At 63.5% G+C, this 16712-nt stretch carries 15 protein-coding genes; 11 read left to right on the top strand and 4 right to left on the bottom strand.

All coding sequences use genetic code 11. From position 1 onward, the window contains the following. Positions 1-251 precede the first annotated feature (251 nt). From rimP to infB, 4 genes are read left to right on the top strand one after another with little or no spacing between them, the layout of a single operon-like run. Entirely contained in the window at positions 252-854 is a 603-nt protein-coding gene (gene rimP, locus DDE20_RS12545) for a ribosome maturation factor RimP (RefSeq protein ID WP_116558850.1), read from the top strand. 3 nt (positions 855-857) lie between these two features. Continuing rightward, the gene (gene nusA / locus DDE20_RS12550; RefSeq protein WP_116558851.1) at positions 858-2489 is read left to right on the top strand and encodes a transcription termination factor NusA; all 1632 of its coding nucleotides are present in this window, start codon (positions 858-860) and stop codon (positions 2487-2489) included. 16 nt (positions 2490-2505) lie between these two features. Next, positions 2506-3126 carry an RNA-binding protein gene (locus DDE20_RS12555; RefSeq protein ID WP_116558852.1) on the top strand — a complete coding sequence of 207 codons (621 nt, stop codon included), beginning with the start codon at positions 2506-2508 and terminating at the stop codon, positions 3124-3126. 8 nt (positions 3127-3134) lie between these two features. Beyond that, a complete protein-coding gene (infB, locus tag DDE20_RS12560) occupies positions 3135-5651 on the top strand; it encodes a translation initiation factor IF-2 (protein ID WP_116558853.1) in 2517 nt (838 codons plus the stop codon). Positions 5652-5795: 144 nt separating this feature from the next. Here the strand turns inward: infB and DDE20_RS12565 are convergent, their stop codons facing one another. Both DDE20_RS12565 and deoC read right to left on the bottom strand, forming a co-directional pair. Then, positions 5796-8105, bottom strand: coding sequence for an aldehyde dehydrogenase family protein (locus DDE20_RS12565; protein WP_116558854.1), 2310 nt, complete (start codon positions 8103-8105; stop codon positions 5796-5798). A gap of 28 nt (positions 8106-8133) precedes the next feature. Further along, on the bottom strand, positions 8134-9081 hold the full coding sequence (gene deoC / locus DDE20_RS12570) for a deoxyribose-phosphate aldolase (RefSeq protein WP_205961669.1): 948 nt from the start codon (positions 9079-9081) through the stop codon (positions 8134-8136). A gap of 224 nt (positions 9082-9305) precedes the next feature. Between deoC and DDE20_RS12575 the strand changes: the two genes are divergently transcribed. Together DDE20_RS12575 and DDE20_RS12580 are read left to right on the top strand one after the other, a co-directional pair. Next, positions 9306-10400, top strand: a complete 1095-nt coding sequence (locus DDE20_RS12575; RefSeq protein ID WP_205961665.1) for an ABC transporter ATP-binding protein — start codon at positions 9306-9308, stop codon at positions 10398-10400. Between the two features lie 61 nt (positions 10401-10461). After that, positions 10462-11811 carry a lytic murein transglycosylase gene (locus DDE20_RS12580; protein WP_116558856.1) on the top strand — a complete coding sequence of 450 codons (1350 nt, stop codon included), beginning with the start codon at positions 10462-10464 and terminating at the stop codon, positions 11809-11811. 613 nt (positions 11812-12424) lie between these two features. Here DDE20_RS12580 and DDE20_RS12585 read toward each other — a convergent pair. Continuing rightward, positions 12425-12766: an ArsR/SmtB family transcription factor gene (locus DDE20_RS12585; protein ID WP_116558857.1), complete on the bottom strand. Its 342-nt coding sequence runs from the start codon at positions 12764-12766 to the stop codon at positions 12425-12427. Positions 12767-12970: 204 nt separating this feature from the next. Here DDE20_RS12585 and DDE20_RS12590 point away from each other — a divergent pair, with 204 nt between their 5' ends. The 5 genes from DDE20_RS12590 to DDE20_RS12610 all read left to right on the top strand — a co-directional run bounded on the left by DDE20_RS12590 (position 12971) and on the right by DDE20_RS12610 (position 15556). Then, the gene (locus DDE20_RS12590; protein WP_116558858.1) at positions 12971-13306 is read left to right on the top strand and encodes an AtpZ/AtpI family protein; all 336 of its coding nucleotides are present in this window, start codon (positions 12971-12973) and stop codon (positions 13304-13306) included. A 2-nt stretch (positions 13307-13308) separates the two neighbouring features. Continuing rightward, complete coding sequence (locus DDE20_RS12595; RefSeq protein WP_276308532.1) at positions 13309-14079, top strand: F0F1 ATP synthase subunit A; 771 nt, start codon at positions 13309-13311, stop codon at positions 14077-14079. A gap of 48 nt (positions 14080-14127) precedes the next feature. After that, positions 14128-14364, top strand: coding sequence for a F0F1 ATP synthase subunit C (locus DDE20_RS12600; RefSeq protein WP_009157477.1), 237 nt, complete (start codon positions 14128-14130; stop codon positions 14362-14364). Between the two features lie 80 nt (positions 14365-14444). Beyond that, positions 14445-15005: a F0F1 ATP synthase subunit B' gene (locus DDE20_RS12605; RefSeq protein WP_116558860.1), complete on the top strand. Its 561-nt coding sequence runs from the start codon at positions 14445-14447 to the stop codon at positions 15003-15005. Further along, on the top strand, positions 15002-15556 hold the full coding sequence (locus DDE20_RS12610) for a F0F1 ATP synthase subunit B (protein ID WP_116558861.1): 555 nt from the start codon (positions 15002-15004) through the stop codon (positions 15554-15556). Before DDE20_RS12605 ends, DDE20_RS12610 begins: the two co-directional genes overlap by 4 nt. 73 nt (positions 15557-15629) lie before the next feature. Here the strand turns inward: DDE20_RS12610 and DDE20_RS12615 are convergent, their stop codons facing one another. Then, on the bottom strand, positions 15630-16712 hold the full coding sequence (locus DDE20_RS12615; RefSeq protein WP_205961666.1) for an NAD(P)/FAD-dependent oxidoreductase: 1083 nt from the start codon (positions 16710-16712) through the stop codon (positions 15630-15632).

Consider the following 16712-nt stretch of genomic DNA (forward strand, 5'->3'; position numbering starts at 1 on the left):
CCCGCCAGCGGTGGCACTCAGCCTGCGCCGCGGGTGAAATTGCGCAGAAACACCGCGCCCGTGAGTGACCTCGTGAAGTATCGCTTGAAGTTTGCGCGCGCGGGGCGTATATCGCCTTCAACAGCGGCGGCTGCGAGGTCCAAACTCGACGGCGCCACCGGACGCTTGCACGGGCCGCTTGGCCCGTTTTTTTGTTTTTGGCCCCAAGGTTTTTGACCCTCGGGCCTGTGGTATCACTTCTGGAGATCGCGATGAGCGAGAGTGCAGAACCCAATGATCTGGTTGCCCGCACCGCCATTGACCGGCGGTTGGCAGCGATTGTGCGCCCTGCGGTCGAGGCCGAGGGCTTTGAACTGGTGCGCTTGCGGCTGATGGCCGGCAAGACCCGCACCCTGCAGATCATGGCCGACCGCGCCGGCGGCGGCATCGAGATTGACGATCTGGGCACGATCACCACGATGGTTTCGGCGGTGCTCGATGTCGATGATCCCTTGGAAGACGCCTATGTGCTGGAAGTGTCGAGCCCCGGCATCGACCGCCCGCTGACACGGCTCAAGGATTTCGAGGATTGGTCGGGCTATGAGGCACGGATCGAGACCGAAGAACTGATCGACGGCCGCCGCCGCTTTAAGGGTGCGCTGCAGGGTGTCGAGGGTAACGAAGTGCTGATCGAGATCGAAGATCACGGCACGCCGGTGACCATTGGCCTGCAATTCGACTGGCTGTCGGATGCCAAGCTGATCCTGACAGACGAGTTGATTGCCGAGACCTTGCGCAGCCGCAAAAGCACCGGCGATGTCAATGAATCGGACTTTGACGATATCGAAACCGACACCGCTTCCGAGGAGGAGTGATCTATGGCCATCACCAGTGCCAATCAGCTGGAACTGCTGCAAACCGCAGAAGCGGTCGCCCGTGAAAAACTGATCGACCCCGAACTGGTCGTGCAGGCGATGGAAGACAGCCTCGCGCGGGCGGCAAAGTCGCGTTACGGCGCCGATATGGACATCCGCGTGCATATCGACCGCAAGACCGGCCGCGCCACCTTTACCCGTGTGCGCACTGTGGTCGATGAGGAGCTGCTGGAAAACTACCACGCTGAACTGACCGTCGAGCAGGCCAAACCCTATCTGGAAGCGCCGGAAATCGGTGACGAGATCCGCGAAGAAGTGCCGCCGGTTGAACTGGGCCGGATCGCCGCGCAATCGGCGAAACAGGTGATCTTGCAAAAGGTCCGCGAAGCCGAGCGTGATCGCCAGTATGAAGAATTCAAAGACCGCGCGCAGACGATCATCAACGGTGTCGTCAAGCGTGAGGAATACGGCAATATCATCGTCGATATCGGCCGTGGCGAGGGTATCCTGCGCCGCAACGAGAAGATCGGCCGCGAGACTTACCGCCCCAACGACCGCATCCGCTGCTTCATCAAGGATGTGCGCCGCGAGGCCCGTGGTCCGCAGGTGTTCCTGTCGCGCACCGCGCCCGAGTTCATGGCCGCGCTGTTCAAGATGGAAGTGCCCGAGATTTACGACGGGATCATCGACATCAAAGCCGTCGCCCGTGATCCGGGTTCGCGTGCCAAGATCGCAGTGATCTCCTATGACGGCTCGATTGATCCGGTCGGCGCCTGTGTCGGTATGCGCGGCAGCCGTGTGCAGGCCGTGGTCAACGAGTTGCAGGGCGAGAAGATCGACATCATTCCGTGGAATGAGGATCAGGCGACCTTCCTCGTCAACGCGCTGCAGCCCGCCGAGGTCAGCAAGGTTGTGATCGACGAAGACGCCGCACGCATCGAGGTGGTGGTGCCCGACGAGCAACTGTCGCTCGCCATTGGCCGCCGTGGCCAGAACGTGCGTCTGGCCAGCCAGCTGACCGGTCTCGATATCGACATCATGACGGAATCCGATGAATCGGCCCGGCGTCAGGCAGAATTCGCCGAACGCACGGCTTTGTTCATGGAGGCCCTTGATATCGACGAGATGATGGCCCAGCTATTGGTGGCAGAGGGGTTCGCGACGCTGGAAGAGGTCGCCTATGTCGAAATCGACGAATTGCTGTCGATCGACGGGTTTGACGACGACACCGCGACCGAACTTCAGGCCCGCGCCCGCGACAAGTTGGAAGCGATCAACACCGCCGCGCTGGATGCGGCTCGGGCTCTGGGTGTCGAGGACAGTCTGATCACCTTTGACGGGCTGACCCCGCAGATGATCGAAGTCTTGGCCAAGGACGGCATCAAGACGCTGGAAGATTTCGCCACCTGCGCCGATTGGGAACTGGCTGGCGGCTGGACCAATGTCGACGGGCAGCGGATCAAGGATGACGGTCTGCTCGAACCCTTCGAGATGAGCCTCGAAGAGGCGCAGACGCTGATCATGACGGCGCGTATCCAGCTGGGCTGGGTCGATCCGGCAGAACTGGAGAGCGACGACGAAGACGAAGACACCGAAGAGCTTCTCGCCGAAGACGGCGAAGAAGACATCGGTTAAGGCCGGAGGCGAGCGCATGACGCGTGGCGGCCGGACCAAAGACCAAGACGAACCCGAACGGCGCTGTATTGCCACGGGCGAGTCGCAACCGCGCGGCGGCTTGATCCGCTTCGTGGTCGGGCCGGACGCCAGCGTGGTTCCCGATGTCTCGGGTAAATTGCCGGGACGCGGGATGTATGTGGCGGCGGACCGTGCCGCGATAGACCAAGCGGTCAAACGCCGCTTGTTCTCGCGCGCGGCCAAGGCGCAGGTGACAGCGCCCGACGATCTGGCGGATCAGGTTCATGATCTGCTGACCCGTCGGGTGATTGATTCGCTGTCGCTGGCGCGCAAGGCCGGGCAGGCGGTTGCGGGGTATGAAAAGACCCGCGACTGGTTGCGTAACGAAGATGCAAGAATACTCGTTCAGGCTTTTGACGGCTCTGAGCGGGGCAAGACCAAACTGCGCCCCCCTGACGGCGCACAAACCCATATCACCTGCCTTGACGCAGGTGAATTGGGTTTGGCATTCGGTCGGGAACATGTGATACATGCCGCGCTTGCCGCTGGCGGTCTGTGCACGCGTGTAGTAGAGGAAGCGGCGAAGCTGGCGCGAATGCGCGGGCGTGACGGCGGCGTGTCCGCCGGAGAGGATTGACGAGACGCATGAGCGATACTGACGGCAAAAAACCCCTTGGGCTTCGCGGGACCCCCGGTCAAGTGAAGCAGAGCTTCAGCCATGGCCGCACAAAGGCAGTGGTTGTGGAAACCAAGCGCAAGCGCGTCGTCGTGCCCAAACCGGGTGTTACGGCGCCTTCCCTAGATAACGCGGCCAAGAAAAACGCGGTCGGTGCCTCTGCTGCGCGCCGGCCTCAAGGCATTTCCGAGGCTGAACTCGAGCGCCGCCTCGCGGCTGTGCGCGCTGCGAAAGCGCGTGAAGCCGAGGATGCAGCGGCCCGTGTCGCCGAAGAAAAGGCCCGCGAAGAAGAACGCGAGCGCCGGCGCCAGGAAATCGAGGACCGCGAGCGCGAAGAGCGTGAGCGCGAGGAGGCCCGCAAGGCCCGTGAAGAAGAAGAGGCCCGCAAAGCCGCCGAGGCTGCACAGGCTGCGAAAGCCGAAAAAGCTGCCGAGGCGGTTGCCGCCCAGCCCGCGCCCGAGAAACCGGCCGAACGCGCCGACCGTGGCCCGGTCCGTGGTGGCGCTGCACCGACCCCGCGCAAGACCGACCGCGAACGCGATGATCGCAACAGCCGTGGCAAAGGCCGCAACGATGGCGGTGGCCGTCGCTCGGGCAAGCTGACGCTGAACGCCGCGCTGAGCGGTGAAGGCGGCGGACGCCAGCGCTCGATGGCGGCGATGAAGCGCAAGCAGGAAAAAGCCCGCGCCAAGGCGCTGGGTCTCGGCCAGAAGCAGGAAAAGCAGGTGCGCGACGTGCAGCTGCCGGAAACCATCGTCGTGCAGGAACTCGCCAACCGTATGGCCGAGCGTGCTGCCGATGTGGTCAAATCGCTGATGAAAATGGGCATGATGGTTTCGATGAACGAAGCCATCGACGCCGATACCGCCGAACTGGTGATCGAGGAATTCGGCCACAAGACCGTGCGGGTTTCGGATTCGGACGTTGAGCAGGTCATCGACACCGTCGAGGACAAGGACGAGGACATGCGTCCGCGCCCGCCGATCGTCACCATCATGGGCCACGTCGACCACGGCAAAACCTCGCTGTTGGATGCCTTCCGCAAGACCAATGTGGTCTCGGGCGAAGCCGGCGGGATCACCCAGCATATCGGCGCCTATCAGGTGACCACGGAATCGGGGGCTGTGCTCAGCTTCCTCGACACCCCGGGTCACGCGGCCTTTACCTCGATGCGGTCGCGCGGGGCTCAGGTCACCGATATCGTGATCCTCGTGGTTGCCGCCGACGACTCGGTGATGCCGCAGACCGTCGAGGCGATCAGCCATGCGAAAGCGGCGAATGTGCCGCTGATCGTGGCGATCAACAAATGCGACCGTCCGGCCGCTGATCCCAACCGCGTGCGCACCGAATTGCTGCAGCATGATGTTGTGGTCGAGGCGATGGGCGGCGACGTGCAGGATGTGGAGGTTTCGGCGCTCAAGGGCGACGGGCTTGATCAACTGCTCGAAGCGGTGGCGCTGCAGGCCGAGATCCTCGAACTCGTGGCCAACCCGAACCGTGCCGCACAGGGCGCGGTGATCGAAGCCAAGCTTGACGTGGGCCGCGGTCCGGTGGCGACGGTTCTGGTCCAGCACGGCACGCTGCGCAAAGGCGATATCTTTGTCGTCGGTGAGCAGTTCGGTAAGGTCCGCGCCTTGATCAACGATCAGGGTGAGCGCGTCGACGAAGCCGGTCCCTCGGTTCCGGTCGAGGTTCTGGGTCTCAACGGCACGCCGGAAGCGGGCGATGTGTTGAACGTGGTCGAAACCGAAGCGCAGGCCCGCGAGATCGCGGCCTACCGCGAGTCGGCGGCCAAGGACAAACGCGCGGCGGCCGGTGCTGCGACGACGCTGGAGCAGATGATGGCGAAAGCCAAGGCTGACCAGACCGTCGCGGAACTGCCGGTGTTGGTGAAAGCCGACGTGCAGGGGTCTGCCGAGGCAATCGTGCAGGCGCTCGAGAAGGTCGGCAACGACGAGGTTCGGGTGCGGGTTCTGCATTACGGCGTCGGCGCGATCACGGATTCGGACATCGGTCTGGCCGAAGCCTCGAGCACGCCGGTGATCGGGTTCAACGTGCGGGCCAATGCGACGGCACGGGCGGCTGCGCAGCAAAAGGGCGTCGAGATCCGCTACTACTCGATCATCTACGACCTGATCGACGACATCAAAGCCGCGGCCTCGGGTCTGCTGTCGGATGAGGTGCGCGAGCATTTCATCGGCTACGCAGAAATCCGCGACGTGTTCAACGTCTCGAACGTTGGCAAGGTTGCCGGTTGTCTGGTCACCGAAGGGGTCGCGCGTCGTTCGGCAGGGGTGCGCCTGCTGCGGGATAACGTGGTGATCCATGAGGGCACGCTGAAGACGCTGAAACGCTTCAAGGACGAGGTGAAAGAAGTCATCTCGGGTCAGGAATGCGGTATGGCGTTCGAGAATTACAACGATATCCGCAAGGGTGACGTGATCGAAATCTTCGAGCGTGAGACCGTCGAGCGGACCTTGAGCTAAGATTTGCGCCGCGCCGCTGTCCCGCGCGTGGGACAGTGGCGGGTCGTGCAAATTCAACGGCTTGGCTTGCAGCGTTAGCGAAATATTCATGATAAAGGCCCGGTAAATCTACCGGGCCTTTATTGTTTTTCGCTGTGAAAACCCTCAGGCGCCGTAGGGCACCCAGATGGTTTTGATCTGCACGGCGTGGTGCAGGAAGTCTTGGGATTGCCCCTCGGCGCCCTGCCAGTCGCGCTCTTGGCTTTCGGCCCAGACGGGTTTGAGATTTCCGGCGGACTGCGCCTTGGCGGATTCGCAAATTGCCGGATCGGCAAAGGCCCAGAGCGCGGCGACCCCGTCGTGTTTGGCCAAAGTCTCGGCCAGTTCAGCGCGCGGGCCGGTGATGATATTGACCACACCGCCCGGCACATCCGAGGTGTCGAGCACTTGGTAGAGGTCCAGCGCGGGCAGCGGGTTGGCCTGCGAGGGCACGGCGATCACGCGGTTGCCCATGGCGATGGCGGGCAGGATGGTGGAGACAAAGCCCAAAAGCGGCGCTTCCTCAGGGCAGATCACCCCCATCACGCCGAAAGGTTCCTTCATCGCCAAGGTCACATGGGCGCTTTGCGTCGAATGCACGCGGCCATCGAATTTATCCGCCCAAGCCGCCCAGTAGAAGGCGCGGGCAATCGCTGCCTGCGTCTCGGCCTCGCCCACTTGTTTGGCGAATTCGGCGGCGCGGGCGTTGAGGTTCTCGGCGAGGAAATACAGCACCTGCGCGCGGTTATGGCCGGTGACACCGGACCATTTGCCAGCTTTGTCCGCGGCTTCCACGGCGTTGCGGATGTCCTTGCGGTTGCCCAAAGGCACCTGCGCTCCGGCGACGGCGTAGGAATAGCCGCTGTCGGCGCGTTTCTGGGCGCCGCCGATATAGAGCTTGCGGGTGCGGTCGATGGCGTCGCCGCTGCCAGCCTCGGGCAGGGCCGAGGGCGCATCAACAGCTTTGCGCGCGGCACCCTTGGGGGCGGCGGGGGCGAGATAGGCCAACATGCCCTCGCGCGCGCCTTCGCGGCCAAAACCGGATTCGCGCATGCCGCCAAAGGGGGCGTTGGCGTCGAACATATTGGTGCCGTTGACCCAGACGATCCCCGCCTTGACCTGCGCGGCGATGTCCAGCGCGGTGGTGATATTCTCGGTCCAGATCGAGGCGGCGAGCCCGTAGCGGGTGTTATTGGCCAGTTCCACCGCCTCATTCGGCGTGCGGAAGGTCATCAGGGTGACAATCGGGCCAAAGATTTCTTCGGAATTGGCGATATTCGCCGCGCCAAGACCGGTGAGCAGACCGGGGGAGACAAAACTGCCCTTGCCTTCATAGGCCGGGGCCTGATGCAGCACCGCGCCTTGGGCGACCGCGTCATCGACTATGGAACAAATACGCTGGCGTTGGATCTGGTCAACCACTGCGCCGATATCGGTGGATTTGTCCAAGGGATCGCCCACGCGCAGGGTTTTCATCCGCGCTTTCAACCGGTTGGTGAACTGTTCAGAAACGGACTCCTGCACCAGAATGCGTGAGCCCGCACAGCAGACCTCGCCCTGATTGAACCAGATCGCATCGACGACGCCCTCGATTGCGGCGTCAAGATCGGCCTCGGCAAAGACGATAAACGGGGATTTCCCGCCCAGTTCCAAGGTTAACGCCTTCTCGGTGCCGGCGGTGGCGTGGCGGATTTTGCGGCCCACTTCGGTCGAGCCGGTGAAGGCGATTTTATCGACGCCCGCGTGCTCGACCAGCGCAGCACCGGCGGTGCCATCGCCGGTGACGATATTGACCACGCCCTTGGGCAGACCGGCCTCGATGCAGAGTTCGGCGAACAACAGCGCGGTCAGCGGCGTTTGCTCGGCGGGTTTCAGAACAACGGTGTTGCCCGCCGCCAGCGCGGGGGCGATCTTCCACGACAGCATCAGGAGCGGAAAGTTCCACGGGATGATCTGGCCGCAGACGCCGTGGGGGCGGTGGTCGGGGAATTCGACCTCGGCCAGTTCGGCCCAGCCCGCGTGATGGTAAAAATGGCGCACCGCCAAGGGCACATCGATATCGCGGCTCTCGCGGATCGGTTTGCCGTTATCCAGCGTCTCCAGCACCGCAAACAGCCGCTCGCGTTTTTGCATCAGCCGCGCCAGAGCATAGAGATGGCGCGCGCGCTGGTGGCCGGACAGCGCCGCCCAGCCGCTGGCGGCCTTGCGCGCGGCTTTCACCGCCGTGTCGATATCCGCCGCCGTGCCCTGCGCGACTTGCGCCAGTTCCTCGCCAGTGGCGGGGTTGATGCTGGCGAAAGTCTCGCTGCCGGAGATGAATTTACCATTAATGAAATGGCCAAATCCGCGGGATTTCAGCCAGTCCATCGCGTGGCCGGTCGATTCGGGGGCGGGACCGTAATCCATAGTGTTCAGGGCCTCGGTAACGGTGGGCATGGCGTCCTCGATTTGCTCGAAATTGGGGTCAGGCGATGGCGTGGCGGTGCGAGGCGGCGTAGCGTCCGGTGACGTAATGTTCGAGCTGGCGTTCGATATCACCCAGCATCGACGAGGCGCCAAAGCGGAACAGATCGCCGCGCAGCCAATCGCGGCCAAGCTCTTCTTTCATCAGGATTTGCCAGGCGATGGCGTCCTTGGCGGTCTTGATCCCGCCAGCCGGTTTGAAGCCGATCTTATAGCCGGTGCGGTCGCCGTAATCGCGCAGGGCGCGGACCATGGTCAAGGACACCGGCAGGGTCGCGTTCACCGGTTCTTTACCGGTCGATGTTTTGATGAAATCCGCGCCCGCCTGCATCGCCACCATGGAGGCGGCGTAGACATTCGACAGCGTGGTTAACTCACCGGTGGCAAGGATCGCTTTCATATGGGCCGCGCCGCAGGCCTCGCGCATTGCCGCGATCTCGTCGTAAAGCGCGGTCCAATTGGCGTTGAACACATGCGCGCGGGTGATCACGATGTCGATCTCATCGGCGCCTTGATCGACGGCATAGCGGATCTCGGCAAGCCGCATATCGAGGGGCATCAGACCGGCGGGAAAGCCGGTGGCGACCGAGGCCACGGGAATGCCCGAGTTCGACAGCGCGTGTTTGGCGGTGGCAACCATCGTCGGATAGACGCAGACCGCGCCGGTTTTGGGCATATCGGGCAGGCCGAGCCCCTCGACGATATGATCGGCCAGCGGACGGCGGGCCTTGGCGCAGAGCCGCTCGACGCGGGCGTCGGTGTCATCGCCGGCCAGCGTGGTCAGATCGGTGCAGGTGATCGCATTGACCAGCCACGCCGCCTGAAACTGCTTTTTGACGCTGCGCCGCGTGGTCAACGTGTTGGCGCGGCGTTCGGTGGCGGGGCGATTCACCTGCACACGGTCGAACCAGTCAACGGTCAGGGGCGTTCCGGGGTTTCGGGCGTGCATCATCGGTCCATAAGCTGGGGATCAAGCGGCGAGTATGCGCATTGCGTGGCGGCCTTGCAATCCCCCTGTCTGACCATCTGGTCAGGGTCTGCGGCGGGTCTGTGCGGGGCCGGTGCTGATCTGCTGCGGGGCAAAGCAAATTGACATCCCCGCGCGCCGATCATAACCAAGTGCAATGGTTGGAATTACCCGCGCAGCCACGTATATTAGGGTCGGAGTGACCTATGAATGAACTGCCCAAAGCCCTGAGATTTCGCATGCCCGCCGAGGCTTCGGTGATGGGGTTCCAGCAGCGGCCCGCGAAACCGCTGTTGGAGGTCGAGCGGCTGCGCAAGACCTTTGCCCATGCCGATAGCGCCGCGGTTGAGCGGGTGTCGCTGGCTCTGGGCGAGGGCGAGTTGCTGGCGCTTTTGGGGCCCTCGGGCTGCGGCAAGACCACGACGCTGCGGATGATCGGCGGCTTTGAGGTGCCGGACGAGGGGCGGGTGCTGTTCAACGGGCAGGATATCACCCATCTGACGCCGGAAGCGCGCGGCATCGGCTTTGTGTTTCAGGATTACGCGCTGTTTCCGCATCTGAGCGTGCTGGATAATGTCAAATTCGGGCTGCGCAAGCTGACCCGCGCGGCGGCGAAGGCGCGGGCCGAGGAGATGTTGGCGCTGGTCGGGCTGGAAGAGCTGGGCAAACGGCGCCCGCACCAGTTGTCGGGCGGACAGCAACAGCGGGTGGCTTTGGCGCGGGCGCTGGCGGTCTCGCCGCAGTTGATCCTGCTCGATGAGCCGTTCTCGAATCTCGATGCCAAAATGCGGGTGGAGACGCGGCAAGAGGTGCGCAAACTGTTGAAATCCACCGGCTCGGCAGGGATTCTGGTCACCCATGACCAAGAGGAGGCGCTGGCCTTGGCCGACCGGATCGCGGTGATGGACAAGGGCCGCGTGGTGCAATTTGGCACGCCGGACGAGATTTATTCCAATCCGGTCAGCGAATTTGTCGCCAATTTCATCGGCCGCTCGAATATCCTGCGCGGCACCGCCAACGGGATGAGCGTGCGCACCGCCTTTGGCGATCTGCCGATGTCGCGCGCGGCCAATGGTGCCGTCGATCTGGCGGTGCGCCCCGAGCAGATCATGCTGGAGCCCGATCCCTTGGGTTCGGCGACGATCATCGGGCGCGAATTTCGCGGCCATGACCAGATTTACTGGGTGCAGGAGGGCGATGATTGCATGATCGTGATTTCCGGCCCCGGCGCGCAATACCAGATCGGCACCCGTGTGCAGCTGCGGATCTGTGATTGCGTAGTTCCGCTTAGGGCCGGTTGAGCGGCTTTCTTGGCGCCGCCAAATGCGGTAATCTGCGGCAAAACAAGAGAGAGCAGCCCTGATGACACTGCGTGCCGGATTTATCGGCCTGTTTGCCGCGTCTTTTCTGGCGGTTGACGGCCACGCCTCGGTGGAACGGTCCCTATACCCGATGCCCCGCCCTGACAGCGCTGCACCCGTGGCGGCGCAGGTAAGCCATGGTGGCGCGTCGCCGGACCGTGCGCCTTTGGCCGGAATTGCGCCCGCCCGCTCCGCCCTGCCGCGTCTGCGGCCTGACGGTTTGGGCGTCTCGCGTGATGCGCAACTGGCGGCATGGCTGGCGGGGTTTCGCGGGCGGGCGCTGGCGCAGGGCATTCGCGGCTCTGTGTTTGACGCCGCCTTTGCCGGTGTCGAGATCAACCGCGAGATCCTGCGCCGCGAATCCGGCCAGCCCGAGTTCACCCGTCCGATCTGGGCCTATCTGGATAGCGCAGTGTCCAGCGCACGGGTGCGGGGCGGGCGCGCGATGCTGCGCGAACACCGCGCGGTGCTGGACGAGATCGAGGCGCGTTATGACGTTGACCGCGAGGTGGTGATCGCGATTTGGGGGCTGGAGAGCTCCTATGGTGCGCTGCGCGGCACCTCGCAATTGATCCCCTCCTTGACCACTTTGGCGATCCACAGCCGCCGCGCCGAGTTCTATGAGCAGCAGTTGATCGGTGCTCTGCAGATCCTGCAGGCGGGGGATGTGGATAGGCGGCATCTGGTGGGGTCATGGGCTGGTGCCATGGGCCACACGCAGTTCATTCCGACCAGCTATCTGGCCTATGCGGTGGATTTTCGCGGCGACGGGCACCGTGATATCTGGTCGGATGATCCGACGGATTCGCTGGCCTCGACCGCCGCATATCTGGCGCGTCATGGCTGGCAGCGCGGGCAGCCATGGGGTGTCGAGGTGCAGATACCGGCGCGGTTTAATCCGCGGCTGGCCAATACCGCGCGGGATGTGGGCGATTGGGTGGAACTGGGGGTGAGGCCACAGGCGGGGCTGGAACTGCCGCGCTCGGGCGAGGCGACGCTGCTGTTTCCGGCGGGCTCCGAGGGGCCGGCGATCTTGGCGTTTCGCAATTTCCACGTGATCAAGCGCTATAACAACGCCGATGCCTATGCGATCGGCATCGGGCATCTGGCCGACCGGCTGCGTGGCGGCGGCGGGTTTGTCGGCGATTGGCCGCGCGATGACCGGCCATTGAGCCGCGCCGAGCGGGAGGAGTTGCAGCGGGTGTTGCAGCGGGCGGGGCATTACGACGGCAATATCGACGGGCGGGTCGGCTCGGGGACATTGGCGGCGGTGCGCGACTGGCAGGCGGCGCAGGGGTTGGCGCCGGATGGCTATGTGTCCTTCGCGCTGCTGGAGCGGATGCGGCGGTAGGGGGTGGTGCTGGCGGTGCGCTGACGGTGCGTGCAGAGCACACACCCTACGGGGCGCGCGTGCGTGATTGGCGCCTAGGTCTCTAAGCAGCGGTTGGGGTTGGTTGGGGCCCCTGTTTCGCCCGTGGGCACCACGGGCCGCGCCCGACCCTCCCCCCGGGCGGGCGCCTTGGCGATGTTGTTTGGGGCTCGACTGGCGCTCGTGCTTTGAAGCACCGCGCATCGGGAATCGGATTATGCGCCCACCCAGGGTCGGGCGCGGCCCTTAGGGCTTGGGCGCGGTGCGAGGAGGGTGTTGAAACCACCTCGGGTGCGGCGCGGCCATTAGGGCTTTGAGCGCATCGGTTCGGCTGTTTGGTCTGGCGGCACCGCCGGGCCGCGCCCGACCCTCCCCATGGGAGGGCGCCTTGGCGATGGCTTGAGCAGCGCAGCCGGCATGCGTGCTTTGGAGCGCCGTGCGTTGTGGCGAGGGTGCGGCGTCCTCCCAGGGTCGGGCGCGGCCCTTAGGGTATAGGCGCAGGCGGGTTGTGGCGGCTTAGGAAGAAGGGGGCGCTGCCCCCTCGCCCGATGGGCGCACCCCCGGGATATTTTTGGACAGATGATGGGGGCGGGGGTTATGCGTTGGTGTCGAGCTCGGACTCCAAGAAACGCTCGAAGGCGTCGAGGTTGACCGGCTCGAATTGGCCGAAGGCCTGCATCCAGACCGAGGCGTCGCGCATCGCGTCGGGCTCGAGTTTGCACCATTTCACCCGCCCGCGTTTCTCCTGGCTAATCAGCCCCGCGTTGGCCAGCACGCCGAGGTGTTTCGAGATCGAGGCGAGGGAGGCGGGGAAGGGCTCGGCGACATCGGTGACCGCCATATCATCCTCAAGCAACATCGCGAGGATCGCCCGCCGCGTCGGATCGGCGAGGGCGGTGAAGATCGTGTCGAGTTGGGTGCTGGCATCCGTGGTCATGCGCCATTGTGGCGGCAGGCGCGGGAACATTCAACCGGATGGTTGAATGTGCAGATGCAGAAAATACCGGTGCAGGCGGCGGATTTTGGCGCGATGCGATAAGTGAAATATGAGTATTTACAATAGCTTACGTGCAAATCACCGCGCTTGACTCTGAGGGGGGTGCGCCCTAGTTTGCGCTCGACTGTCCAAAGGGCGATCAGAATGAGTGATCCGCACGATCTGGAGCGCCTGCGCGCGCTCGACGAGAGGCTCGCGAAGCTGAAGAAGGCGCAAGTGCCGGAGCCCAAAAAGGCAGACAGCCATGAGATGGCGCAGCACGCCTGGCGCATGGTAACAGAGCTTGTGGCCGGTCTTTTGATCGGCTTTGGCATCGGATTTGGCCTGGATACGCTGTTTGGCACCATGCCGATTTTTCTGGTGTTGTTTGTCTTGCTGGGCCTGACGGCCGGGATTCGCGTGATGATGCGCACCGCCGTCGACGTCCAGCGCAGAAGCATGGCAGAGGCGGATCAATCCGCCCGTGACGAAGGGGACTAGACGTGGCAGCGGAAGAGCATGGCGAAGGCCTAACGTTCCACCCGATGGATCAATTCATCGTTCAGCCGTTGTTCGGCGACGGTGCGGTTGGGGTCTTTACCATCACCAATTCGACCCTTTGGTTGGCGGTCACCGTGATCGCGGCGGCGCTGTTGTTCGTGATGGGCACCCGTGGCCGCGCGATTGTGCCGACCCGCATCCAGTCGATCGCCGAGCTGGCCTATGGGTTCATCCACAAGATGGTTGAAGACGTAGCGGGACGCGACGCGCTGAAGTTCTTCCCCTATATCTTCACCCTGTTCATCTTCATCGTGTTCTCGAACTTCCTTGGCTTGCTGCCCAAGGCGTTTACGCCGACCTCGCATATCGCGGTGACGGCGATTCTGGCGATGGGGGTGTTCCTGACCGTGACCTTTGTCGGTTTCTATATCCACGGCATGAAGTTTCTGGGCCTGTTCTGGGTCGCCTCGGCGCCCCTCGCGCTGCGGCCGGTGCTGGCGCTGATCGAAGTGATCAGCTACTTCGTGCGCCCGGTCAGCCATTCCATTCGTTTGGCCGGCAATATGATGGCCGGTCACGCGGTGATCAAAGTCTTCGCGGCTTTCGCGCCGTTGATCCTGATCTCGGGCATCGGCATTGCGGTCACCCCGCTGTCGATCATCGCCATCACCGCGATGTACGGGCTCGAAATCCTCGTGGCCTTTATCCAGGCCTATGTCTTTACCATCCTGACCTGTGTGTATCTGAAAGATGCCCTGCATCCTGCGCACTAATTCGGGTTCATCAAACTAGCCAATTTCCAATCGTAAGGAGCTACTGCTATGGAAGGCGATATCGTACAAATGGGCGCATACATCGGCGCTGGTCTGGCCTGCATGGGCATGGGCGGAGCCGCTGTTGGTGTGGGCAATGTTGCCGGCAACTTCCTGTCGGGTGCGCTGCGCAACCCGTCGGCTGCCGCTGGCCAGACCGCGACGCTGTTCATTGGCATCGCGTTTGCCGAAGCGCTGGGGATCTTCTCGTTCCTCGTGGCGCTGCTGCTGATGTTCGCCGTCTGATCCTGACTTTTCCGTGATCCTTACGGTCGGGTGGGCGCCAGCGTGCACCCGACGGTTACGGTCCATCAGGAGGACGCCCAATGGCTGAACATACCGCAGAGCACGCGACAGACGCCGGACATGCCGCAGATGCGGCCAGCTCGGGCGGCATGCCGCAACTCGATTTCGCGACCTTCCCGAACCAGATCCTCTGGCTCGTGGTCGCGCTGGTCGTGCTCTATCTTATCCTTTCGCGCGTGGCATTGCCCCGTATCGGTTCGGTTCTGGCCGAACGGACCGGGACGATCACCAATGATATCGCCGCCGCGGAAACCTTTAAACAGCAAGCCGCCGAGGCCGAGGCCGCCTATCATCAGGCACTCGACGACGCGCGCGCTGCGGCTGCCAAAGTGATCAATGACGCAAAGGCCGATATCCAAAAGGATCTCGACGTTGCGATCGCCAAGGCTGACGCTGAAATCGCCGCTCGCACAGCGGAATCCGCGGCACGGATTGATGAAATCCGCGCTTCGGCGACCGAGGCGGTGACCACGGTTGCCAAGGATACCACCAAAGAGTTGCTCAACTCCTTCGGCGTCAAAGCCGATGCGCGTTCGGTGACCGCTGCGGTGAATGCCCAGTTGAAAGGGGGTGCCGCATGATCCGTCTAATCGCCCCCCTCGCGGCGCTGATTGCCACACCGGCAATGGCGGCTGGCTGGGAAATCTCGCTGCGCAACACCGATTTTGTTGTGCTGCTGTCGTTCCTGCTGTTCGTCGGCGTGTTGGTCTATTTCAAAGTGCCCGGTCTCTTGGCCGGTCTCTTGGACAAACGCGCCGAGACCATTCGTGCCGAGCTGGAAGAAGCCCGTAAACTGCGTGAAGAAGCGCAGGAGCTGCGGGCGTCCTTCGAGCGTAAAAAGGCCGAAGTCAAAGAGCAGGCCGAGCGTATTGTCGCCAAAGCCAAGGCAGATGCCGAGGTTGCGGCGCAGCAGGCGCGGGTGGATCTGGAAGCCTCGATTGCACGGCGTTTGCGCGGTGCCGAAGACCAGATTGCCTCGGCTGAATCCTCGGCGGTGCGCGAAGTGCGCGACACGGCGATCAATGTGGCGGTTGCCGCGGCGGGCGCCCTGATCGCAAAGAACCTGAGCGCCGAAGACGCGGGTAAATTGATCGAAAGCTCGATCGAGACCGTGGAAACGCGCTTGCACTGAGCGAGATGCTGACAAGTTATGAAAGGCCCTGACCCGCGTGGTTGGGGCCTTTTGTTTTGGCGTCTCGGCGCGGCTAGGTGTAGTTCTTCGGCCCGCCGTTTTTGCGCGGCAGATTGTCAGTGACGCGAAAGCCCTCGGGGATATCGGCCTCACCTTCAAGCAGCAGATCGGCGGCGAGATGGGCGAGTTTCGGCGCCATGCCGTAGCCGATCTTGAACCCGCCATTCAGGATGAAATGCCCCGGTCTGTCGGGCCATTCGCCCAGCATCGGCGCGCGGGTCGGGCTGCGCGGACGCAGGCTGGCCCAACGCTCAAGCACCACGGCGTCTTTGAGGTTCGGACAGGCGGCGCGGGCGCGACCGATCAGGGTTTCCAACTGCTCATCGGTGTGGCTGGCGTGGCTGTAATAACGTTCCGAGGTCGAGCCGACGGCGGTGGTGCCATCGGCATGGGGCACGATATGCAGCCCGTCGATGAACAGTTGCGGCGCGTTGCGGTAATCGGCATCCAAGAGCGCGGCTTGGCCTTTGACGCCATTGCCCATCATCTTGCCCATCGCCTCGCCGAGATCCAAAAGCCCCTGCACGCCACTGGCCCAGAGCACCTTCTGCGCGCCCTCGGGCGGTTGGTCGCCGGTCAGAAACGTCGCATTCATCCGGCGCAAGCCCGTGGCCAGCGCATGGGCGGAGGCGCGGGGCGCTTGGCGGGCGGTCAGCGTGTCATAGATCGCCCAGCCGGTGGGGCTGTCAAAACTCAGCCCCGGCGTGTCACTGAGGCGTAGCACCTGCCATGTCGCCTGACCTTGCCAAAGCTCCTCGGCCCCGGCGATCCGCTCATGGGCGCGGTCCAAGGCGGCAGTGTCGGGGATCGGTTGCACGCGGCCAAGGCGGGCATAGCCGGGGTTTACGCCGCTGAACGCCGCGACCTGATCCCAGAACCCCTGCGCCATCAGCAGGCTTTCGAGTTGAAAGGCTTTCTTGGTGTTCCACAGTTCCGGCACATGCGGGGCGAGCGCGCCGACCACCCCGCCCGAGGCGCCGGCGCCGATGTGATCACGCTCGACAATTGTCACTTTGGCACCGCGCTGCGCCAGCACATAGGCGGCGCTCAGGCCAAAGATACCGGCCCCGATGATGGTGATTTCAGCCATTGCCAT

Origin of the sequence: Pararhodobacter oceanensis (genome assembly GCF_003076755.1) — a bacterium.
GTDB lineage: Bacteria > Pseudomonadota > Alphaproteobacteria > Rhodobacterales > Rhodobacteraceae > Pararhodobacter > Pararhodobacter oceanensis.